Annotated in this window: 22 protein-coding genes; 14 read left to right on the forward strand and 8 right to left on the reverse strand. The window is 67.8% G+C overall.

What is annotated here, in order from left to right; all coding sequences use genetic code 11:
- Positions 1 to 5: 5 nt before the first annotated feature.
- The 6 genes from ACJH5R_RS01255 to rpmF form a co-directional block, all read right to left on the reverse strand.
- Positions 6 to 434 (reverse strand): MscL family protein, encoded by a 429-nt coding sequence (locus ACJH5R_RS01255; RefSeq protein WP_406781118.1) that lies wholly within the window; start codon positions 432 to 434, stop codon positions 6 to 8.
- 230 nt (positions 435 to 664) lie between these two features.
- Positions 665 to 1,159 carry a molybdenum cofactor biosynthesis protein B gene (locus tag ACJH5R_RS01260; RefSeq protein WP_406781119.1) on the reverse strand — a complete coding sequence of 165 codons (495 nt, stop codon included), beginning with the start codon at positions 1,157 to 1,159 and terminating at the stop codon, positions 665 to 667.
- A 46-nt stretch (positions 1,160 to 1,205) separates the two neighbouring features.
- Positions 1,206 to 2,633, reverse strand: a complete 1,428-nt coding sequence (locus ACJH5R_RS01265) for a S1C family serine protease (RefSeq protein ID WP_406781120.1) — start codon at positions 2,631 to 2,633, stop codon at positions 1,206 to 1,208.
- Positions 2,634 to 2,688: 55 nt separating this feature from the next.
- On the reverse strand, positions 2,689 to 4,140 hold the full coding sequence (locus ACJH5R_RS01270; protein ID WP_406781121.1) for an ATP-binding protein: 1,452 nt from the start codon (positions 4,138 to 4,140) through the stop codon (positions 2,689 to 2,691).
- Entirely contained in the window at positions 4,140 to 4,832 is a 693-nt protein-coding gene (locus ACJH5R_RS01275) for a response regulator transcription factor (protein WP_024442851.1), read from the reverse strand. The genes ACJH5R_RS01270 and ACJH5R_RS01275 overlap by 1 nt, the downstream gene beginning before the upstream one ends.
- 64 nt (positions 4,833 to 4,896) lie before the next feature.
- Positions 4,897 to 5,070 (reverse strand): 50S ribosomal protein L32, encoded by a 174-nt coding sequence (rpmF, locus tag ACJH5R_RS01280; protein ID WP_024442852.1) that lies wholly within the window; start codon positions 5,068 to 5,070, stop codon positions 4,897 to 4,899.
- Positions 5,071 to 5,284: 214 nt separating this feature from the next.
- On the opposite strand from rpmF, the gene ACJH5R_RS01285 reads away from it, so the two are divergent.
- The 9 genes from ACJH5R_RS01285 to ACJH5R_RS01325 are packed head-to-tail and all read left to right on the forward strand — an operon-like array spanning position 5,285 to position 17,093.
- On the forward strand, positions 5,285 to 7,000 hold the full coding sequence (locus ACJH5R_RS01285; RefSeq protein ID WP_406781122.1) for an acyclic terpene utilization AtuA family protein: 1,716 nt from the start codon (positions 5,285 to 5,287) through the stop codon (positions 6,998 to 7,000).
- Entirely contained in the window at positions 6,997 to 8,145 is a 1,149-nt protein-coding gene (locus ACJH5R_RS01290) for an acyl-CoA dehydrogenase family protein (protein WP_406781123.1), read from the forward strand. The genes ACJH5R_RS01285 and ACJH5R_RS01290 overlap by 4 nt, the downstream gene beginning before the upstream one ends.
- Positions 8,142 to 9,737, forward strand: a complete 1,596-nt coding sequence (locus tag ACJH5R_RS01295; protein WP_406781124.1) for an acyl-CoA carboxylase subunit beta — start codon at positions 8,142 to 8,144, stop codon at positions 9,735 to 9,737. The genes ACJH5R_RS01290 and ACJH5R_RS01295 overlap by 4 nt, the downstream gene beginning before the upstream one ends.
- A gap of 40 nt (positions 9,738 to 9,777) precedes the next feature.
- A complete protein-coding gene (locus tag ACJH5R_RS01300; protein WP_406781125.1) occupies positions 9,778 to 11,769 on the forward strand; it encodes an acetyl/propionyl/methylcrotonyl-CoA carboxylase subunit alpha in 1,992 nt (663 codons plus the stop codon).
- Positions 11,766 to 12,944 (forward strand): acyl-CoA dehydrogenase family protein, encoded by a 1,179-nt coding sequence (locus tag ACJH5R_RS01305; protein ID WP_406781126.1) that lies wholly within the window; start codon positions 11,766 to 11,768, stop codon positions 12,942 to 12,944. Before ACJH5R_RS01300 ends, ACJH5R_RS01305 begins: the two co-directional genes overlap by 4 nt.
- Before the next feature lie 10 nt (positions 12,945 to 12,954).
- Positions 12,955 to 13,734 carry an enoyl-CoA hydratase family protein gene (locus tag ACJH5R_RS01310; protein WP_406756048.1) on the forward strand — a complete coding sequence of 260 codons (780 nt, stop codon included), beginning with the start codon at positions 12,955 to 12,957 and terminating at the stop codon, positions 13,732 to 13,734.
- A 56-nt stretch (positions 13,735 to 13,790) separates the two neighbouring features.
- The gene (locus ACJH5R_RS01315) at positions 13,791 to 14,393 is read left to right on the forward strand and encodes a DUF1707 domain-containing protein (protein WP_406756049.1); all 603 of its coding nucleotides are present in this window, start codon (positions 13,791 to 13,793) and stop codon (positions 14,391 to 14,393) included.
- 55 nt (positions 14,394 to 14,448) lie between these two features.
- Positions 14,449 to 15,909, forward strand: a complete 1,461-nt coding sequence (locus ACJH5R_RS01320; protein WP_406781127.1) for a biotin carboxylase — start codon at positions 14,449 to 14,451, stop codon at positions 15,907 to 15,909.
- Complete coding sequence (locus ACJH5R_RS01325; RefSeq protein ID WP_406781128.1) at positions 15,906 to 17,093, forward strand: serine hydrolase domain-containing protein; 1,188 nt, start codon at positions 15,906 to 15,908, stop codon at positions 17,091 to 17,093. Before ACJH5R_RS01320 ends, ACJH5R_RS01325 begins: the two co-directional genes overlap by 4 nt.
- 61 nt (positions 17,094 to 17,154) lie before the next feature.
- Here ACJH5R_RS01325 and ACJH5R_RS01330 read toward each other — a convergent pair whose 3' ends face one another.
- Entirely contained in the window at positions 17,155 to 17,790 is a 636-nt protein-coding gene (locus tag ACJH5R_RS01330; RefSeq protein WP_406756052.1) for a TetR/AcrR family transcriptional regulator, read from the reverse strand.
- A 68-nt stretch (positions 17,791 to 17,858) separates the two neighbouring features.
- Between ACJH5R_RS01330 and ACJH5R_RS01335 the strand changes: the two genes are divergently transcribed.
- Positions 17,859 to 18,773, forward strand: a complete 915-nt coding sequence (locus tag ACJH5R_RS01335; protein WP_406756053.1) for an oxygenase MpaB family protein — start codon at positions 17,859 to 17,861, stop codon at positions 18,771 to 18,773.
- An 11-nt stretch (positions 18,774 to 18,784) separates the two neighbouring features.
- On the opposite strand, the gene ACJH5R_RS01340 is transcribed toward ACJH5R_RS01335, so the two are convergent.
- Complete coding sequence (locus ACJH5R_RS01340; RefSeq protein WP_406781129.1) at positions 18,785 to 19,141, reverse strand: hypothetical protein; 357 nt, start codon at positions 19,139 to 19,141, stop codon at positions 18,785 to 18,787.
- A gap of 178 nt (positions 19,142 to 19,319) precedes the next feature.
- Here ACJH5R_RS01340 and ACJH5R_RS01345 point away from each other — a divergent pair, with 178 nt between their 5' ends.
- The 4 genes from ACJH5R_RS01345 (at position 19,320) to ACJH5R_RS01360 (ending at position 21,867) form a co-directional block, all read left to right on the forward strand.
- Positions 19,320 to 19,631, forward strand: coding sequence for a DUF2563 family protein (locus ACJH5R_RS01345; protein WP_406756055.1), 312 nt, complete (start codon positions 19,320 to 19,322; stop codon positions 19,629 to 19,631).
- Positions 19,628 to 21,019, forward strand: a complete 1,392-nt coding sequence (locus tag ACJH5R_RS01350) for a hypothetical protein (RefSeq protein ID WP_406756056.1) — start codon at positions 19,628 to 19,630, stop codon at positions 21,017 to 21,019. Before ACJH5R_RS01345 ends, ACJH5R_RS01350 begins: the two co-directional genes overlap by 4 nt.
- Before the next feature lie 151 nt (positions 21,020 to 21,170).
- The gene (locus tag ACJH5R_RS01355; protein WP_192830995.1) at positions 21,171 to 21,341 is read left to right on the forward strand and encodes a hypothetical protein; all 171 of its coding nucleotides are present in this window, start codon (positions 21,171 to 21,173) and stop codon (positions 21,339 to 21,341) included.
- Positions 21,342 to 21,360: 19 nt separating this feature from the next.
- Complete coding sequence (locus ACJH5R_RS01360; protein ID WP_406781130.1) at positions 21,361 to 21,867, forward strand: LpqN/LpqT family lipoprotein; 507 nt, start codon at positions 21,361 to 21,363, stop codon at positions 21,865 to 21,867.
- Positions 21,868 to 21,871: the final 4 nt, after the last annotated feature.

Here is a 21,871-nt window from a genome sequence, read left to right on the forward strand (position 1 = left end):
CGCCGCTAAGCGGCGGCGGGCTGCACGCTGGCGCAGAACTTGCACCTGTTCGCGTCGGCGGCGATTTCGGACTTGCACTCGGGGCAGGTCTTGGTCGGTGCCGGGTCGCCGAAGACGGTGTTCCCGCGGCGCTTCTGGATGTGCTTGTAGGGCAACACGATCAGGAAGTAGATCGTGGCCATGAACACGACGAAGTAGATGATCGCCGAGATGAAGGCGCCGAGGTCGATGAACGTCGCTTCGTTGCCCTCCGCGCCCAATTGGTAGCCCAGCCCCAGCCCGGCGGTATCGGGCTGGGCGGCGGAGACCAGCGGGTTGATCACGCTGTCGGTGAAGGCCTTGACCAGGTTGGAAAACGCCAGCGCCACGACCAGACCGATGGCCACGGTGATGACGTCATCGCGCATCAGGAAATTCTTGAACCCCTTGAGCACCGCAATTCCCCTTCCGTACGGATGCACTGCGAAGCGGCGCCACGCCGCCTACGGCGAACCGTAGTAGCCGCTGCGGAGTCCGTACGGGGGATTTCGCGAAGTCGAACCTCAACCGTGATGCGGCGGGATGTTGTCCCGTAACCAGCGCTCGCGTTCCTCGGCTTCCCGGGCGTCGTCCGGGTCGCGTTCGTCCGACGAGGACTGATGCTCTTCGAGTCCGGGCATGGCCGCTAGATCTCCAGGCTGGACAGTTGGCCGATAATCGCCGCGGCCAGCGGGTTCAGTGTGGCCATCCCGTCGCGCACCGCAGCCCGGGACCCGGCCAGGTTGACCACCAGGGTGCTGCCCGAGACCCCGGCCAGGCCACGCGAGAGCCCGGCGTCGGCGATCCCGGCGGACAACCCGGAAGCCCGCAGCGCCTCGGCGATGCCGAGAATCTCGCGATCCAGGAGCTCACGGGTGGCCTCGGGTGTGACGTCGCGCGGGGTGACCCCGGTGCCGCCCACCGAAACAACCAGGTCGACCCCGCCGATCACCGCCGTGTTCAGCGCGTTGCGGATCTCCACCTCGTCGGCGGAGACGGCGACCACACCGTCGACCATGAATCCACCCTCGGCCAACAATTCGGTGACCAACGGGCCACTGTGGTCCTCATCGCCGTGGGCGGTGCGGTCGTCAACAACGACGACGAGGGCGCGGCCGGCGAGTTCTCGGGACTGCTCCATGGGTGCAACCGTATATCCGGATTCCGACACCGCAGTCACCAACCCGTCACTGCTGCGCTTTACCCAGCGTGACCTGCGCGGTCTTGGACGCTCCACCGGCATCCAAGTAGGTCAGCGTCACCTGGTCGCCGGGCGCCTTGGACCGCACCGCGGCCACCAGCGCGTCAGCGCTGCCGATGGGGCGCTTGTCGAACGCCGTCACCGTCGCGCCCTCGGGCAGGCCGGCCTTCGCGGCCGCCTCACCGGGCACCACTTCGACCACCTTGGCGCCGTGCAGGCTGCGCTCGCTGGTGACGCGGACGCCGAGCGAGGCGTGCGACGCCGTGTGGTCCGGCGAGTTGATGAGTTCATCGGCGATCCGTTTGGCCTGGTCCACCGGTATCGCGAAGCCGAGGCCGATCGAGCCGCTCTGCGCTTCGGCGGAATCGCCGCCCATGGTGGCGATCGCGGAGTTGATCCCGACCAGGTCGCCGTTCATGTTGACCAACGCACCGCCCGAGTTACCGGGGTTGATGGCGGCATCGGTCTGGATCGCGTCGAGCACGGTGTTCTGGTTACCCGCCTCACCGCTGGTGGACACCGGCCGGTTGAGCGCGCTGACGATCCCGGTGGTCACGGTGCCCTCGAGGCCGAGCGGCGACCCGACCGCCACCACGTTCTGGCCCACCCGCAGGTCTGCAGAGGAGCCGATCGTGATCGGGGTCAGATCCGACACGCCCTGGACGCGCACGACGGCGATATCGCTGGCCGGGTCCGTCCCCACCACGGTGAACGGCGCGGTGCGGCCGTCGGCGAAGGTCACCGTGGTCCTCGGCGCCCCCTTGGTCGCTCCGTCGGGCTTGCTGCCCGGGTCCAGCTTGGCGCCCGGGTCGGGCTTGGCGGCAGCGGCGGCCACCACGTGGTTGTTGGTCAGGATCAGGCCGTCGGCCGACAGGATGATGCCCGAGCCCTCTTCGGACTGGCGGCCCAGATCGGTCTCCAGCATGACGACGCTGGGCACCACCTTCGCCGCAACCTTCTCCACGGAGCCGTCCGGCAGATTCACCGCGGCCGGCACACCCGGCGCCTGGATGCTCGACGAGTGGCTTCCGGTGGCGACCGGCTTGTGATCGGAGTGCAGCGCCGAGCCCACCACGCCGCCCATCACACCGGACATCGCCGCGATCGCCACCGCCCCCAGCACCAAACCTCCGGTGCGAGAACGCTTCGGCGGTGTCCCGCCGGGACCGCCCGGACCGACCGGAATCCCGGGGCGGCCGTAGGAGGTGTCATAGGCGGAGCGGTACGCGGACTGCTGGTGCTGCTGCTGGCCCTGCTGAGGGGCGTAACGCCAGTCGTAGGGCGGCGGGTACGAACCCTGCGCGGCCCGGCCCGGGTAACCGGACTGTCCGCGTTGGTCCGCCGCCGGCCCACCGGTCGGGTTGGCCCGTTCCGGTTGCTGAGGCGGCGGGGGGTACCCGGGGTAATTCGTCATGTTTGCTGCCTACTCCTAGGGACACGACTGCGGCGACGTTGCCTCACCACCATGCCTACGTGGACTGAGAAGCGCCTGTGACTGCTCCGGCCGGTATTTGCTCGGCCGACGTGGCCCCGCCAGGCAACACCATTCGGAACGAAGTCCCAGGCGGCGTCCCCCCGGGCATGGTCTCTCCGATGGTGATCTTTCCACCGTGTTTGAGCACCACCTGTTTGACGATCGCCAGCCCCAGCCCGGAACCGGGCATCGCGCGTGCCGAGTCCGATCGGTAGAAACGCTCGAACACCAATTCCCGTTGGCTCTCCGGGATTCCGGGCCCCTCGTCGGACACGACCATCTCCACGTGCGTGGGGTCGAGCTGCCGCATCCGCAGCCCCACCACGCCGCCCGCGGGACTCCACTTGGCGGCATTGTCGAGCAGGTTGAGCACCGCGCGGGACAGCCCCGCCGCATCGCCGTACACGTGCCACGGCACCACCTGGATGTCGAACTCGATGTCGTTGCGGCGCCGCCGGACCCGCTCCATACTGCGGTCGACGACCTCGGTGATGTCGACCTGCTCGTAGGCAACCTCGCGTTGATCGTCGCGGGTCAGGTCCACCAAATCGCCCACCAGCGTGGACAATTCCTCGATCTGACCGATTGCGTCAGCACGCAATTCGGCCATCTCCTCCTCCGGCAGCTGCGGGGCACCCGGCGCCGCGGACGCCATCAACAGCTCGACGTTGGTACGCAACGACGTCAACGGGGTCTTCAGCTCATGCCCGGCGTCGGCGACCAGTCGTGCCTGCCGCTCCCGCGACTCGGCCAAGGCCCGCAACATGGCGTTGAATGCCTCGGTGAGTCGGGCCAACTCGTCGCTGCCGTAGACCGGGATCGGTCTCAAGTCATCGGTGCGTGCCACCCGTTCGGCCGCCTCGGTCAGGCGGCCCACCGGTCTCAGCCCGGTTCTGGTGACCATGCCGCCGGCCACCGCGGCCACCACGACACCCACCCCGCCGACGACCAGCAGCACCCATCGCAGCTTCATCGTCACCGCCCGGGTAGGCGCCAGGCTCTTGGAGATCAACAGCGTGCTGCCATTGGGCAGGTGCACGGCCAGGACCCGCTGGCCGGACGCGGTGCGGCGCGACAGGAACAGCTCGCCGCGGATGACGGCCTTCTCCTGCTGGCCGACCGGCAACCGCTGACCGGGCTGATTGGCGGTGTAGATCGACCGGCCCGGGTTGACCAGCATGGCGTTGACGTCGGAGTAGGCGGTGCCCTCGATCGCTTTACGCGGATCGGCGGCCAGTGAGCCGCTGGCGATCAGCATCTCAGCACGACTCTGCAGCTGATTATCGATGTCGTTGTAGAGCGCCGCCGAGATCACGGCGTAGACGGCCACCGCCATCAACACCACCACCAATGCCACCATCGACATCGCCAGTAGCATCACCCGCCAGCGCAGTGACAGGGATGTCTTCTTCGCCTCTTCACCCTGTCGGCGGCGGAACGATTGCATCAGGGAGGAGTCTCGCGCAGCACGTAACCCACCCCGCGAACGGTGTAGATCAGCCGCGGCTCACCTTCGGCTTCAGTCTTGCGACGCAGGTACCCGATGTAGACCTCCAGCGCGTTGCCCGAGGTGGGGAAGTCGAAGCCCCACACCTCCTCGAGGATCCGGCTGCGGGTCAGCACCCGACGCGGGTTGGCGATCAGCATCTCCAACAGGGCGAACTCGGTGCGGGTCAGGCTGATCTGGCGATCACCCCGGGTGACCTCGCGGGTCACCGGGTCCAACGTCAGGTCTTCGAACGACATCGCCACCGATTCAGACAGGTCCTCGGCGGTGGTGCGGCGCAGCAGCGCCCGCATCCGCGCCAGCAGTTCCTCCAGTGCGAACGGCTTGGGCAGGTAGTCGTCGGCGCCGGCATCCAGGCCGGCGACCCGCTCGGACACCGAGTCCCGTGCCGTCAAGACCAAGATCGGCAGGTCGTCACCGGTGCTGCGCAGCTGACGACAGACTTCCAGTCCGTCCAGCCGCGGCATCATGACGTCCAGGATCATCGCGTCCGGACGGTCGCTGGTGATTGCCTCAAGCGCCTCGACGCCGTCGGTGGCCAGCGAGACCGAGTAACCATTGAACGACAAAGACCTGCGCAACGACTCGCGCACAGCGCGATCGTCATCAACAACCAGTACCCGGGTAGCCATGGGTGCTATCCAATCATCCGAAAGGCGATCTGGAGGGTCAGGAGCAGGTCGTGTCGGAGCCTAATTAGCGACGGTCGAGGTCGATAAGGCCCAGGCGTGCAGCTTTGAGGAGGCGACGCGGCACCTTGTGCGCGCGGCCGGCGACCGTCACGTTGACCAGGCCGGTTGCCTCAGCCTTCCACTGCGCGCGGCGACTACGAGTGTTCGCACGCGACATCCTGCGTTTCGGCACGGCCATGGTCGAGCCTCTCCTGTTGTTGGCATAGTGCCGCTTCGATACCAGCGGCGGGACTATCCGAAAGGATAGCCGGTGACCAGCGTCGGCTCCAAAATAGCGAATACGGCGGTTCAGCGAGGCTCGACGAAGGAGAGGCGAGGCTGGGACCGACGCCTTGACGCGGCACCGGCGGTACCGGCTAACCTACCGGTTGGTTGAGGGATGGGATTTGGGGATGACAGCAGCCGTTCGGATCGGCAACTGCTCGGGGTTCTACGGCGACCGCCACGCCGCCATGCACGAGATGCTCACCGGCGGCGAGCTGGACTACCTCACCGGCGACTACCTGGCCGAACTGACCATGCTGATCCTGGGTCGCGACCGGATGAAGCACCCGGAACGCGGTTACGCTAAGACCTTCCTGACCCAGCTCGAACAATGCCTCGGACTGGCCCTGGACCAGGGCGTTCGCATCGTGGCCAACGCCGGCGGGCTGAATCCGGCGGGCCTGGCCGACGCGGTGCGCGAGCTGGCGCAGCGCCTGGGCGTTCCGGCCCGCGTCGCCCACGTCGAAGGCGATGACCTGCTCCCCCGTGTGGCCGAGCTGGGATTGGGCACTCCGCTGACGGCGAACGCCTACCTGGGCGCCTGGGGCATCGCCGAGTGCCTGGCCGGCGGCGCCGACGTGGTGATCACCGGCCGCGTCACCGATGCATCGGTGATCGTCGGGCCCGCCGCAGCTCATTTCGGCTGGAGCCGCACGGACTACGACCAACTCGCCGGGGCCGTGGTCGCCGGCCACGTCATCGAGTGCGGAATCCAGGCCAGCGGCGGCAATTACTCCTTCTTTACCGAGATTCCCACCGAGAAGTTGCTGCACCCCGGGTTCCCGCTCGCCGAGATCCACGCCGACGGGTCGTCGGTGATCACCAAGCATGCCGGCACCGGCGGGCTGGTCAGCGTGGACACCGTGACCGCGCAACTGCTCTACGAGGTGACCGGCGCGCGCTACGCGAACCCCGACGTCACGGCGCGGATGGACAGCATCGAGCTGGCCGCCGACGGGCCGGACCGGGTGCGGATCTCGGGCGTGACCGGTGAGGCGCCGCCACCCACCTACAAGGTGTCGCTGAACAGCATCGGTGGGTTCCGCAACTCCACCACCTTCGTGCTGACCGGCCTGGACATCGAGGCCAAAGCCGCGCTGCTGCGCACGCAGCTCGAGGCGGCCCTGACCGTGCGGCCGGCCGAGCTGGACTGGACGTTGTCGCGCACCGACCACCCCGACGCCGACACCGAGGAAACCGCCAGCGCCCTACTGCACTGTGTGGTGCGCGACCCGGACCCGGCGAACGTCGGCCGCAAGTTCTCCGCGGCCGGCATCGAACTCGCACTGGCCAGCTACCCCGGGTTCTGTGTCACCGCCCCACCCGGCGACGGCCAGGTCTACGGGGTCTTCACCCCCGGCTATGTCGATGCCGCCCAGGTGCCGCACGTCGCCGTGCACGCCGACGGCACCCGGGTGGACATTCCCTCCGCCACGCAGACCCTGGAACTCGCTGCGGCCGCCGACCCGGAGCTGCCCGAGGCACTGCCGGCCGGCCCAAGCCGCCGCGCGCCACTGGGGACGATCGCCGGCGCCCGCAGCGGCGACAAGGGCGGCTCGGCCAACGTCGGAGTCTGGGTGCGCACCGACGAACAGTGGCGCTGGCTGGCCCACACGTTGACTCCTGACAAGCTGCGCGAACTGCTGCCCGAAACCGCCGAGTTGCCGGTCACCCGTCACCTGCTGCCGAAATTGCGCGCGGTGAACTTCGTTATCGAGGGCATCCTCGGGCAGGGCGTCGCCTACCAGGCCCGGTTCGACCCGCAGGCCAAGGGGCTGGGCGAATGGCTGCGAAGTCGTCACCTCGAGATACCCGAGCAGCTGCTGTCAGAAGGGGAACTGTGAGTATCTGGACCACCGCCGAGCGCCAAGAGCTGCGCAAGACCGTGCGCGGCTTCGTCGAGCGCGAGATCCTGCCGCACGTCGATGAGTGGGAACGCTCCGGCGAGCTGCCGCGCGAACTGCACCGCAAGGCCGCCGAGGTCGGCTTGTTGGGTGCGGGCTTCCCCGAGGAGGTCGGCGGCAGTGGCGGCGACGGCGCAGACGCGGTGATCGTCTGCGAGGAGATGCACCAGGCCGGGGCGCCGGGCGGGGTGTTCGCCTCCCTGTTCACCTGCGGCATCGCGGTACCGCACATGATCGCCTCGGGCGACGCTCGACTGATCGAGGAGTTCGTTCGCCCCACGCTGGCCGGCGAGAAGATCGGTTCGCTGGCCATCACCGAGCCTGGCGGCGGCTCCGATGTCGGACACCTGCGCACCACAGCGCGCCTCGACGGCGACCACTACGTGGTCAACGGCTCCAAGACCTTCATCACCTCCGCGGTGCGCGGCGACTATGTCGTCACCGCGGTGCGCACCGGCGGGCCGGGAGCGGCCGGGGTGTCGCTGCTGGTGGTCGAGAAGGGCACGCCGGGGTTTGAGGTGAGTCGCAAGCTGGAGAAGATGGGCTGGCGCTCCTCGGACACCGCCGAGCTGTCCTACGCCGACGCGCGGGTGCCGGTAGCCAACCTGGTCGGTGTCGAGAACACCGGCTTCGCCCAGATCGCGTCGGCCTTCGTCTCCGAGCGAGTCGGGCTGGCCGCGCAGGCGTATTCCAGCGCGCAGCGTTGCCTGGACCTGACCCTGACCTGGTGCCGGGACCGGGAGACGTTCGGCCGGCCACTGATCTCGCGGCAGGCGGTGCAGAACACCCTGGCCGAGATGGCCCGCCGCATCGATGTGGCCCGGGTCTACACCCGCCACGTCGTCGAGCGGCAGCTGGCCGGTGAAGCCTTCCTCATCCCGGAGGTGTGTTTCGCCAAGAACACCGCGGTGGAGGCCGGTGAATGGGTGGCCAACCAAGCGGTGCAGCTGTTCGGCGGCATGGGTTATATGGCCGAGTCCGAGGTGGAGCGTCAGTATCGGGACATGCGCATCATCGGCATCGGCGGTGGAACCACCGAGATCCTGACCTCACTGGCCGCCAAGACCCTGGGATACCAATCGTGAGCACACTCAGATCCACTCTCGATCCGACGTCCCCCGCCCACACCGAGGCGGCGGAGGCGCTGAACGACAAACTCGCCGAGATCGATGCCGAGCACGCCAAAGCACTCGCCGGCGGCGGACCCAAGTACGTCGAGCGCCACCATTCCCGCGGCAAGCTCACCGCCCGGGAGCGCATCGAGGCGCTGGTCGACGCCGACTCACCGTTCCTGGAGCTGTGCCCGCTGGCCGCCTGGGGCAGCGCTTTCCAGGTCGGGGCCAGCCTGGTCACCGGGATCGGCGCGGTCGAAGGCGTGGAGTGCATGATCGTCGCCAACGACCCGACGGTTAAGGGCGGCACGTCCAACCCCTGGACGCTGCGCAAGATCCTGCGGGCCAACAAGATCGCCCTGGAGAACCGGCTTCCGGTGATCTCCCTGGTGGAATCCGGCGGAGCGGACCTGCCCACCCAGAAGGAAGTCTTCATCCCCGGCGGCCAGATGTTCCGCGATCTGACTCGGCTGTCGGCCGCCGGCATCCCGACCATCGCGCTGGTTTTCGGCAACTCCACCGCGGGCGGGGCCTATGTGCCCGGCATGTCCGATCACGTGGTGATGATCAAAGAACGTTCCAAGGTATTTTTGGCCGGGCCACCGCTGGTGAAGATGGCCACCGGCGAGGAGTCCGACGACGAGTCACTCGGCGGCGCCGAGATGCACTCGCGCACTTCGGGGTTGGGCGATTACCTCGCCAACGATGAGCTTGACGCGGTGCGGATCGGTCGACGGATCGTGGCACGGCTGAACTGGGTCAAGCAGGGCCCGAGGCCCAAGACGGTGACCGAGCCGCTGTTCGACTCCGAAGAGCTGATCGGCATCGTGCCCGCGGACCTGCGCGTCCCGTTCGACCCGCGCGAGGTGATCGCCCGGATCGTCGACGGCTCCGACTTCGATGAGTTCAAGCCGCTCTACGGGTCATCCTTGGTGACGGGTTGGGCACGGCTACACGGATATCCGATCGGCATCCTGGCCAATGCGCGGGGAGTGCTGTTCAGCGAAGAATCCCAGAAGGCCACCCAGTTCATCCAGTTGGCCAACCGCTCCAACACCCCACTGTTGTTCCTGCACAACACCACCGGCTACATGGTGGGCAAGGACTACGAAGAGGGCGGGATGATCAAGCACGGCTCGATGATGATCAACGCCGTGTCCAATTCGACGGTGCCGCACATCTCGCTGCTGCTCGGCGCCTCCTATGGCGCCGGGCACTACGGCATGTGTGGGCGCGCCTACGATCCCCGCTTTCTGTTCGCCTGGCCGTCGGCCAAATCCTCGGTGATGGGCGGAGCACAGCTCGCAGGCGTGCTGTCGATCGTGAACCGGGCGGCCACCGAGGCCCGCGGGCAGCAGGTCGATGAGGCGGCCGATGCCGCCATGCGCGCCATGGTCGAAGGGCAGATCGAAGCCGAGTCGCTGCCGCTCGTCCTGTCGGGGATGCTCTACGACGACGGGGTGATCGACCCGCGCGACACCCGCACGGTATTGGGCATGTGTTTGTCCGCCATTGCCAGTGGCCCGGTCGAGGGGACGTCGAACTTCGGCGTCTTCCGGATGTGAGCGCGATGAGCGCTTGCACGAAGAGCAGAAGGCAGAGTCAATGATCAGCACTGTTCTGGTGGCCAACCGCGGCGAGATCGCCCGACGGGTCTTCGCCACCTGCCGTCGGCTGGGCCTGGGCACGGTCGCGGTCTACACCGACCCCGACGCGGGCATGCCGCACGTCGCCGAAGCCGACGCGAAGGTCCGCCTGCCGGAGACCACCAGCTACCTGTCCGCCGAGGCGATCATCGCCGCGGCGCGGGCCGCCGACGCCGACGCCATCCACCCCGGCTACGGATTCCTTTCCGAGAACGCCGACTTCGCCGCCGCCGTGCAGGCCGCCGGTCTGACCTGGATCGGGCCGCCGGTGGCCGCGGTGACCTCGATGGGCTCCAAGATCGAGTCCAAGAAGATGATGGCCGCGGCGGGCGTGCCGGTTCTCGAAGAACTCGACCCGGCGACCGTCACCGCCGCTCAACTGCCGGTGCTGGTGAAGGCCTCCGCGGGCGGCGGTGGCCGCGGCATGCGGGTGGTCAACGAATTGTCGGCCCTGGCAGGCGAAGTCGAGGCCGCCCAGCGCGAAGCCGCTTCGGCATTCGGCGACCCGACGGTGTTCTGCGAGCGCTACCTGCCGACCGGGCACCACATCGAGGTGCAGGTGATGGCCGATCAGCACGGCACGGTGTGGGCGGTCGGTGAGCGGGAATGCTCGATTCAGCGCCGCCACCAGAAGGTCATCGAAGAGGCGCCGTCGCCGTTGGTGGAACGCACCCCCGGAATGCGAGCCAAGCTGTTCGAGGCCGCCCGGCTGGCGGCCAGCGCGATCGGCTATACCGGCGCGGGCACCGTGGAGTTCTTGGCCGACTCCCGCGGCGAGTTCTACTTCCTGGAGATGAACACCCGGCTGCAGGTCGAGCACCCGGTCACCGAGGAGACCACCGGTGTCGACCTGGTCGAACTGCAGATCGCGGTGGCCGACGGTGCCCGGCTGGACGCCGAGCCGCCGGCCGCGCAGGGACATTCGATCGAGGTTCGCCTCTACGCCGAAGACCCCGCCCACGGCTGGCAGCCGCAGGCCGGGCTCGTGCACGCCCTCGACATCCCGGGCGTGACGGCACAGTTCGAGACGCTGTCCCGGCGCACCGGCGTCCGACTGGACTCCGGCATCGTCGGCGGATCGACGGTCTCCATTCACTACGACCCGATGCTGGCCAAGGTGATCAGCTACGCACCGACCCGCCGGCAGGCCGCGACCGTGTTGGCCGGCGCGCTGGCGCGAACCCGGCTGCACGGCCTGCGCACCAACCGCGACCTACTGGTCAACGTGCTGCGCCATCCGGCCTTCCTGGACGGGGCCACCGACACGGCGTTCTTCGACACCCACGGTCTGGCGGAACTGTCGGCGCCGCTGGCCGACGCCGCCACAGTGCAGGCCAGCGCGATCGCGGCCGCCCTGGCCGACGCCGCACACAATCGGGCCACCGCGGAGGTGTTCGGCTCCATCCCCGGCGGTTGGCGCAACTTGGCCTCGGGTTTCCAGTCCAAGGGCTACCTCGACGACGCAGGCACCGAACATCGGGTCGAATACCGTTTCACCCGAACGGGGTTGATCGTCAACGGCGCCGAAGTCACCCTGGTTTCGTCGGCTCCAGATGAAGTGGTGCTGGCCGATCCGGCCGGCGTCGCCCGCACGTTCACCGTCGCCCGCTACGGCTCGGATGTCTACATCGACTCCCCCGCCGGCGGTGTCCACCTGGTGGCGTTGCCTCGATTCGGAGATCCCGAGTCGGCGGTCGCGCAGGGATCGCTACTGGCGCCCATGCCCGGCAACGTGATCCGGCTGGGCGCGGCGGTCGGTGACCAGGTGAGCGCCGGCCAGCCACTGATCTGGCTGGAAGCCATGAAGATGGAACACACCATCAGCGCGCCGTCCGACGGCGTGCTCACTGAACTCGACGTCAAGCCGGGCGACCAGGTAGAGGTCGGCGCCGTGCTGGCCCGTGTCGAACAATCCGAAACAGCATCCGAAGCAGAAGGAGATCCACTGTGACCGATTCCAAGAGCGACACCAGCTTCATCGAAAGCGACGAACGACGCGCACTGCGCGAGTCGGTCGCAGCGGTGGCCCGCAACTATGGCCAGGACTACTACCTGGAGAAGGCCCGCGCCGGCGAGCACACCGACGAATTGTGGAACGAGGCAGGCAAACTCGGCTTCATCGGCGTCAACCTGCCCGAGGAGTACGGCGGCGGCGGCGCCGGCATGTACGAGCTGTCGCTGGTCATGGAGGAGATGTCGGCGAACGGCTGCGCGCTGCTGATGATGGTCGTCTCACCGGCCATCAACGGCACCATCATCTCCAAGTTCGGCACCGACGAGCAGAAGAAGCGGTGGATCCCCGGTATCGCCGACGGCTCGCTGACCATGGCGTTCGCCATCACCGAGCCCGATGCCGGATCGAACTCGCACAAGATCACCACCACCGCGCGCCGCGACGGCTCCGACTGGATCCTCAAGGGCCAGAAGACCTTCATCTCCGGCGTCGACCAGGCGCAGGCCGTGCTGGTGGTCGGCCGCAGCGAAGACGCCAAGACCGGCAACCTGCGGCCCGCGCTGTTCGTGGTGCCCACCGACACCCCCGGACTGAGCTGGACGCCGATCGAGATGGAGCTGGTCAGCCCCGAGCGCCAGTTCCAGGTGTTCCTCGACGACGTGCGGCTGCCGGCGGACGCGCTGGTGGGCTCCGAGGACGCCGCCATCGCGCAGCTGTTCGCGGGCCTGAACCCCGAGCGCATCATGGGCGCGGCCAGCGCGGTCGGCATGGGCCGCTTCGCGATCGGCAAGGCCGTCGACTACGTCACCACCCGCCAGGTGTGGAAGACCCCGATCGGCGCGCACCAGGGTCTGTCGCATCCGCTGGCGGCCAACCACATCGAGATCCAGCTGGCCAAGCTGATGATGCAGAAGGCGGCGACGCTCTATGACGCCGGCGACGACTTCGGTGCTGCCGAGGCGGCCAACATGGCCAAGTACGCCGCCGGCGAGGCGTCGACGCGGGCGGTCGACCAGGCGGTGCAGTCGCTCGGCGGCAACGGCCTGACCAAGGAGTACGGCATCGCCGCGGCGGTCACCTCGTCCCGGCTGGCGCGGATCGCACCGGTGAGCCGGGAGATGATCCTCAACTTCGTCGCGCAGACCTCGCTGGGCCTGCCTCGAAGCTACTGAGGCCGTACTGATGGACACGCTGGTCTCCTACACCGGGCCGGAAGACACCGGCGACGGTTCGGCCCGGCTGACCCTGGACTCACCGCACAACCGCAACGCGCTGTCGTCGAAGCTGGTCGCTCAGCTGCACGCCGGGCTGCGCGACGCGGCGGCCGACCCGAACGTGCGGGTGGTGGTGCTCGGGCACACCGGCGGCACGTTCTGTGCCGGCGCGGACCTCAGCGAAGCGTCCGGGGGTGATCCCGGCGAGCTCGCCGCGGACCGGGCCCGCGAAATGGCGGCCCTGCTGCGCGCGATCGTCGAGTCACCGCGGCCGGTGATCGCGGCGGTCAACGGCCACGTACGGGCCGGCGGCATGGGGCTGGTCGGCGCCTGCGACCTCGCGGTCGCCGGGCCGGCCAGCACCTTCGCCCTGACCGAGGCCCGCATCGGGGTGGCTCCGTCGATCATCTCGCTGACGCTGCTGCCCAAGCTGTCGCCGAGGGCCGCGGCCCGCTACTACCTGACCGGCGAGAAGTTCGGCGCAGCCGAAGCCGCGGCGATCGGGCTGATCACCCTGGCAGCCGAGGACGTCGGCGCGGCCGTCGCGGACCTGGTCGCCAATCTGCGGCTCGGGTCACCGCAGGGGTTGGCGGCCTCCAAGGCCCTGACCACCGCGGCGGTGCTGGCCGGGTTCGATCGGGACGCCGAGCCGCTCAGCGTGGCGTCGGCGCGGATGTTCGTCTCCGACGAGGCCCGCGAAGGGATGCTGGCCTTCCTGCAGAAACGTCCCCCGAGCTGGGCAGAGTAACTACTTTGGGTAACCCCGCTTGCGGCGAACGCGGTTAGTCGTAGGCTACGTATCCGATGAGGAACTCAACCCGGCGTAGTCACGACGACAGCAACGCCACCACGTCGCGCGCCGCTGACACCGACCGGATCCAGTTGGCGCAGGTGCTCGGCGACGCCGTCGCGCAGGGTCAACTGCCGATGAGCGAGTACGAAGCCCGGCTCGCCAAGGCCTACGCGGCACAGACCTACGACGAGCTCGACGGTCTGCGTGCCGACCTGCCAGGCTCCTCGGTGTGCCCGCACCGCGGTGGTGACTGCAAACCCGCGCCCTCCACGTTGCTGCTGGCCATCATGAGTTCTTTCGAGCGACGCGGCCGATGGAACGTGCCCAAGCGGCTGACCACGTTCTCCCTGTGGGGCGGCGGCGTCATCGATCTGCGCTACGCCGACTTCACCTCACCGGACGTGGAGATCAACGCCTACTCCATCATGGGCGGGCAGACCATCCTGCTGCCGCCCGAGGTCAACGTCGACATCCACGGTTACGGCGTGATGGGCGGCTTCGACCAGCGTGTCGAGGGCACAGGCACCCCCGGTGCACCGACGGTCAAGGTGCGCGGTTTCTCGCTGTGGGGCGGCGTCGGCATCCGGCGCAAGAGCCGCAAACATCGCAGCTGACAGCCCTGCACGTCGGCCTCGACAGGTTCGCTAGCGCAGGCGCACACTTTTGGGCATGGAAGCGCCCCGCCGCTGTCTGAACGGCATCTCCGACGTGCGCGCGTTCTTCCACACCAATACCGCGCCGCTGTACTTCATCTCGCCGACCCCGTTCAACCTGTTGGGTATCGACCGCTGGGTTCGAAACTTCTTCTACCTGACCTACTTCGACTCCTTCGAAGGCACCCATTCACGGGTGTTCGTGCCGCGGCGGCGCGACCGCATCGACTTCGACTCCATGGGAGACGTGTGCAACCACCTCTTGTCCGATCCCGAGACACTTGAGTTCATCGCGGGCCGGGGCCCCGGTGGCAAGGCCTGCTTCGTGATGATGGAGGAGGAAACGCAAACGCTCGCGCGGCAGGCCGGTCTGGAAGTCATGCACCCCTCGGTGGCGGTGCGCAATCGCCTGGGCTCCAAGACCGTCATGACGCGCCTGGCCGACGCGGCGGGCGTGCCGAGTGTGCCGCACGTGATGGGTCGAGCCGGCTCCTACGAAGAACTGCTGACGCTCGCGCGGGATGCCGGATTGGGAGATGACCTCGTCATCTCCATCCCCTACGGCAACGCGGGTAGCGGAACGTTCTTTGTGCGCGGTCAGGCCGACTGGGACCAGCACGCCGGTGCGCTGACCGCGGAGCAGGAATTCAAAGTCATGAAGCGGATCCGCAATGTCGAGGTGTGCATCGAAGGTGCGGTGACTCGCCACGGAACCGTGATCGGCCCCGCGATGACCAGTCTGGTCGGTTATTCGGAGCTGACCCCCAATCCCGGCGCCTGGTGCGGCAACGACATCTGGCGCGAGGTGCTCCCGCCGGACCAGACGCACGCCGCCCGAGAAATGGTGCGAAAGCTGGGCGACATCCTGAGCCGGGAGGGCTACCGCGGCTATTTCGAAGTGGACCTTCTGCACGACCTGGACTCCGACGAGCTCTACCTCGGCGAGGTCAACCCGCGACTGTCCGGCGCCAGCCCGATGACGAACCTGACCACCGAGGCTTACGCCGACATGCCGCTGTTCCTCTTCCATCTGCTCGAGTACATGGACGTGGAGTATGCGCTCGACATCGACGAGATCAACGCGCGCTGGGAGCGTGGCTATGGCGAGGACGAGGTCTGGGGCCAGGTGATCATCAACGAGACCTCGCCGGATGTCGAGCTCTTCACCGCGACGCCACGCACCGGGGTGTGGCGCATCGACGACGACGGTCGGGTGTCCTTTGCGCGGTCCGCCAACGACTGGGCCACCTTGCTCGACGGGTCCGAAGCGTTCTACATGCGCGTCGCGGCACCCGGCGACTTGCGTTCCGAAGGCGCCCAACTCGGCGTACTCGTCACCCGCGGACACCTGCAGACCACCGACTATCGACTAACCGAACGCTGCCAGCGCTGGGTCAACGGCATGAGAGCGAAATTCGTCTCAACACCCCTGACACCGGCCACACCGATCGTCTCCCGGCTCGTCGCGCGAGCGTGAGCGACGCCGCGCCCGGTCGCCGCCCGGCCGGGATCTCCCTGGACAACTGGCTGTCCGAGCCTTATTCGCGGTGGTCGTTTCAGCACGTCGAAGACTTCGTGCCGACCGCGGTGATTGCGCGCGGGACCGGGCCCGTCGCGGCGTTGCCCGCGTCCCGCGCTGAGCTGGCCACGGTCCCGGTGACCGCCTCCGACGGGGCCCCGACCACTGTCGGCGCGATCATGGCCGTCACCGCGACCGATGGGTGGGCCGTCGCGCACCGCGGCACGCTGGTGGCCGAGGAGTACGTCGGCGCTCTGGAAGCACACATCCGGCACTTGCTGTTCTCGGTGAGCAAGTCGATGGTGGCCGCCGTGGTCGGCGCGCTGCACGGGGCCGGGGTGATCGCCCTCGACGCCCCGGTCACCACGTACGTGCCCGCCCTGGCGGACTGCGGCTACGCCGGCGCAACGGTGCGCCACCTGCTGGACATGAGGTCGGGTATCGCCTTCTCGGACAACTACCTGCATCCGACCGCGGAGATACACGCCCTCGACGAGGCAGTCGGGTGGGCGCCCAGGGCCAGCGAGGACGGTCCGGCCACGCTGCGCGACTTCCTGCTGACGTTGCGGCAGATATCGGCGCACGGCGGCCCGTTCCGATACCGGTCGTGCGAAACCGATGTACTGGGCTGGATCTGCGAGGTCGCCGGCGGTCAGCGGATGCCCGAGCTGATGTCGGAACTGCTGTGGCGCCGCATCGGTGCCCAATGTGACGCCACCATAGGCGTGGACCCGGTCGGCACTGGATTTTTCGACGGGGGCATCAGCGCCTGCCTCACCGACCTGATCCGGTTCGGGTCACTGTTCTTACGCGACGGCGTCTCGTTGACCGGCCGGCAGGTAGTCCCGCCGGCGTGGATCGCCGACACGCTCGACGGCGGTCCCGATTCACGCCAGGCGTTCGCCGCCAGCCCCGACGAAACCGGAATGCCCGGCGGGATGTACCGCAATCAGGTCTGGCTGCCGTACCCGGGCAGCAATGTGGTGCTGTGCCAAGGCATGTGCGGTCAGATGATCTACGTCGACCGCGCCGCGGAGGTGGTCGGCGCCAAGGTGTCCACCCAGTCCTACGCGGCGGACTCGCGGATGCTGGCCGACACCCTGCGTGCCTTCGATGCGATCACACAGAGCCTCGCGGGGTGAGGCGGCCTAGCGGTGGTCGCAAGCGCGGCGAAGCCGGGCGCAGCGGGCCATCGCCATCGACCTAGCCGCGGAACAGGGCCGGGTCGTCGAGTTGGCCCAACAGCGCGGTCAACTGGTCCACCAACTGATCCGGCGCCAGGTGTACGTCACCAGCCAGCCAGGCGCTGATGGTCTGGGCCACCCCGCCGACCACGAAATGCGCGACCGCCTTGATCCGGTCGTTGCCCGGCACCCGCAAGACGTTCTGCATGTGGCGGCCGGACAACATCGCGAACAGCGCACTGGATTCGGCTCGCTTACGCACCAGCAGCGCGTTGGTCAGCTGGGTGCTGAACAGCATCCGGCCGACGCGGAGGTCCCCGGCGATGGCAGACACCAGGTGGGCCATCCCGGCTCGGGTCTGCTCGGCAGAGGGCACCGCGGCAACGGCGGCTTGGGTGCTGGCCGCCAGGTCGCCGACCACCCGGTCGAAAACCGCGACCACGAACTCGTCCTTGTCGGCGAAGCTCTCGTAGAAATACCGCGACGCCACGCCGGCCCGGTGGCAGATCCCTCGCACCGTCAGCTCGATCAAATCGCGGGCACCCAGCACGTCGAGCCCGGCCGTCAACAGGCGTTCCCGGCGCTCAGCCAGCCGATCGGCTGCTTGCACACCCCGGTAAGGACGCTCGGGCACGGCGGAGACCACGTTCACCATCTTGACACCGGGCCCACAGCTGGGCAATATCGGGAAACCGACGTTCTCACAATCAGCGAGGTGCAGTCATGACAATCAGCGAGCCCGTTCCCCTGGTGGAGCGTTCGGTGAACGACTCGCTGAGCGCGCACCCCGCGCCGCGCAAGCGTTCCTGGCTGCCGCAGGTCACCTGCGACGACAACATGATGATGGGCGTCGCCTTGTTGGCCGGACCAGCCAACGTGATCATGCAACTGGCGCGGCCCGGAGTGGGCTACGGCGTGATGGAGAGCAAGGTCGAAAGCGGCCGGGTTGACCGGCATCCGATCAAACGGGCTCGTACCACGTTCACCTACCTGGTGGTCTCCACCCAGGGCAGCGACGAGCAGAAGGCCGCGTTCCGCGAGGCGGTCAACAGTGCCCACCGTCAGGTTCGTTCCACGGCCGACAGCCCGGTGAAGTACAACGCATTCGACCGTGACCTGCAGCTCTGGGTGGGAGCCTGCCTGTACAAGGGCAACGTCGACATCCACCGCATCTTCCTCGGGGAGATGGACGACGAGCACGCCGACCGGCACTACCACAATGAGGGCAAGGCGATGGCCACCATGCTGCAGGTGCCCGAGGACATGTGGCCGGCCGACCGGGCCGCTTTCGACCGGTACTGGCAGGACCAGCTGGACAAGGTCCACATCGATGACGCCGTCCGCGAATACCTGGAGCCGATCGCGGCGAGCCGGCTGCGGGGCCTGACCCTGCCCGGCCCGTTGCAGCGGACGAACGAGCGGATCGCGACGCTGATCACCACCGGCTTCCTTCCGCAGCGCTTCCGCGACGAGATGCAGCTGCCGTGGGGCCCCGACAAGCAACGTCGGTTCGACCGGCTGATGGGCGTGCTCCGCGCAGTCAACAACGTGCTGCCGCAGTTCTTGCGCGGCTTCCCGTTCAACTTGATCCTGTGGGACCTCGACCGTCGTATCCGCACCGGTCGCCCGCTGGTGTGACCCGGCCGCCTTCAGGCGTTCTTGGTCAACACCCACCAGATGGTGGCTGACGAGCCGGCCAGCTTCCCGGCCAGGGTCTTCTGATCGAAGGAATGGGTCAATTTCCCATCGTTGACGGTCCATACCCATCTGTTGCCCTCGAGGTGGGCATCCTTGTCCCAGCCGATGGCGGTGTCGCGAACGTTGAGACAGCCCGTGCCGCACGGCGCCAAGAACCACGGGTAGGCCGATCCGGCGCGGACGATTCCGGCGCCATCGGTGATGGTCATGGTGTAGGCACCCGACAGCGGTCCCGGCCCGCTCGGGCTGACCACCTCGACCGCGGCGCCGACCAGGGCCGCAGCAACGACAAGACTTCTCGGGCCCACGGCGGGCGCTCCTTCCCCTCCCGACCTTCCGCTCTGGGCCGAATCTAGGATTCGCCGACCCGGTGACGAAACAGGGTTTTCCCTTGCGTCTGCGCCCAATCTGCCGCGGGTGAATTGACGGTTGCGCGCCCGTCGGTAGGCTTTGACCTCGACACAAGCGGACGGAAGGTGACCGGCGATGCACGTCAACCCCCATGTGTTGCGCACCGGAGCAAACGTGTCCGACGACGCCGGCGGGCACGCCAATGACGGTGCTCAGCGCCTCGACGTGGCCGGCGTGACGTCCAAGATGTTCGGCGACTTCGACGACGCAGACGGTTTTCACGCCGCGCTGGGCAGCGCCAAGGACAGTCATCGCGACGCCCTGCAGGGCCACCACCAGAACCTCACCGGCATCGCCGAGAACGTGCGCACGGCGGCCGCGGGCTTCACCCAGATGGACGACCACAACGCCAAACTGTTGCGAGACGTCGCCGGCCCCCGGCAGTGAGTCGTCCCACCCTGCAGCACCTGCACGTCGACGATCTCATCGCGCAGGCCGGCGGTGATCCGTGGGCGATCGATGACAGTCTGCAGGCCGGCAGCCCCACCCAGATCAACTTCCTGGCCCAGGCGTTCCACTCCGCCGCCGGCTCGGCCACCGCCGCCGAAGAGTCCTTCCGCACCGCCCAAGAGCACTTCACGCAGTTCAACCGTGAAAACGGCGAGCAACCCATCAACAACGGCGCCGAAGTCCAGCGCGTCAAAGACAGCCTGCACGCCACCAATGAACAGCTCGGTCAGATCGCCGCCGACCTGGAGACCATCGCTGCCGCCCTGGCTCAGGCCCGCGGAACCTCGCGGGGCAACATCAAGTCACTCAATGAGAACCTGGGGACCGCCGACTATCTGATCGGGCACTACCTCGACCTGGAGAGCCAGGGCCTGGATCGCGACGCCGACATCGAGGAGGTTCGTCGGGCCGCCAAGGCCGACACCGAGACGGCCCTGCACAACGAGACGTTTATCCGCAACGACTACTCCAAGACACTGAAGCAGGCCCTGACCAACCTGCGGGTCAAGGACGGCTACGACCCAGACGTCGTGGTACGCAAGTTCGACGCCGAGGGCGAGCCCACTGCCGGCAACGGCACTCCGGGGGCCGCCAGCCCCACCAACGGCACACCCAACGGCGGTGCCGGGCAGACACCGCCGGCAGGCGGTACCCCGACGGGAGCCGATGGCGGCGCCGGTGGCACTGGCGGCGCCAACGGCCAAGCTCCCGGAACGCCGGACGGCAAGGCCGGCGACGGCGGCGCCGGAGCCACCCCGCCGTGGGTGCCACCGGGCACGCCCGTGATGGTCCCCGGGTCACTACCGCCGCCCACCCCACCCACCCAGATCAACGGCAAATGGGGCAACGTCGGCGACGGCCTGGCCGCGGCCGGTGAACGAGCGAACGTACCCGCCAACGTTGGGAAGTTCGTCCCGGGCGGATCGCCGAGCGCCGCAATTCCGGGCGGCGTCCCCATGGGTACTGCGTTGGAGACCGTCGAGAGGTTCGGCAAACGTCTGGGTTTGGCCGGAAACTTCGTCACCGGTGTGAACGGGATCATCGAAGGCGCAAACGACGTGAGCAACGGTGCCGCCCTGAGCACCACTCTGGTCGACGTCGGCGCCAAAACCGCGGGTGATATCGGCGGTGGCTTGGTCGGCGCCACCACTGGGGCCGAAGCGGGGGCCTGGATCGGGACCATGATCGCCCCGGGGGCCGGAACCGTGATCGGCGCCGGCGTCGGAGCGGTGGTCGGCGGCGTGATCGGCAGCGAGATCGGAAAGAAGATGGGCGAAGAGATTTCGGATGTGTCCCACAGTGTTTGGCGTAGCCTCTTCGGCTGAGCTGGCCCATAGGTAAGGGAGATCGATCACCATCAATAACGCAGAGCGCATCATCTTTGCCGCCGGGGCGGTGATGTTTCTTGTCGCAGTCCCCGTGGACCCCCGTAAGGACGCGAAGTCGAAGTGGCTGTTTTGGCTCATCGGCCCTCTGGTGTGTACAACGTTATTCGCTGTCGCGCTCTACAGCGCCGTGAAGAACCCCGAGACGTCAGACCTGATCAGCGCGGCCATCGGAGCAGCGTTCTTCTCCTACCTCGGCTTCGGCGCCGCCTACGTCCGCAAACGCTGGCCGATCGGGCGATGGCCTGGTTCTCGTTCTTGACGCACCGAAAGGACTTGACGTGGAACCCGAAAGTCAGCCAGCCAGCGAGGGACCCATCCAACTCGATCCCCGCACGCCCGACGAACCAACGATCACCCTCCCCCAGCCGCAGGGTTGGGGGTTCATGCCGGGCAAAGACGAGACGTCGATCCGCGGCATTCTGTTCAACCAGGAGCTGCGGCGGCACGGCTTCACGCCCAACGCGGTGGTGACGTGCGAAGAGCTCACCGGCCAGGTGGGACTCCCATCGCAGGCCCTGGCCAAGGAGCGCGCCGCGGTCATCGACCTCGTCGGTGACCTCGACACCGACATCGCAGGCACGGTGTCGGGCTTTCCCAGCAGGACGATCACCTACAACCTGCAGGGCCGACCCACGACCGGCCTGCTCATCGCGGTGCAGAACACCAAGGCCAGGATCTGGGCGATCACGGTCACCCTGCAGACCACCGACGCCGACAACCCGCACTACATCGCCGCCAAACAGGCACTGCTGGAGTCGATCGACGTCCGCCTGCCCACCCCGTGACGCC

The sequence above is a fragment of the Mycobacterium sp. SMC-19 genome (assembly GCF_045310815.1).
Classification (GTDB): Bacteria; Actinomycetota; Actinomycetes; order Mycobacteriales; family Mycobacteriaceae; genus Mycobacterium.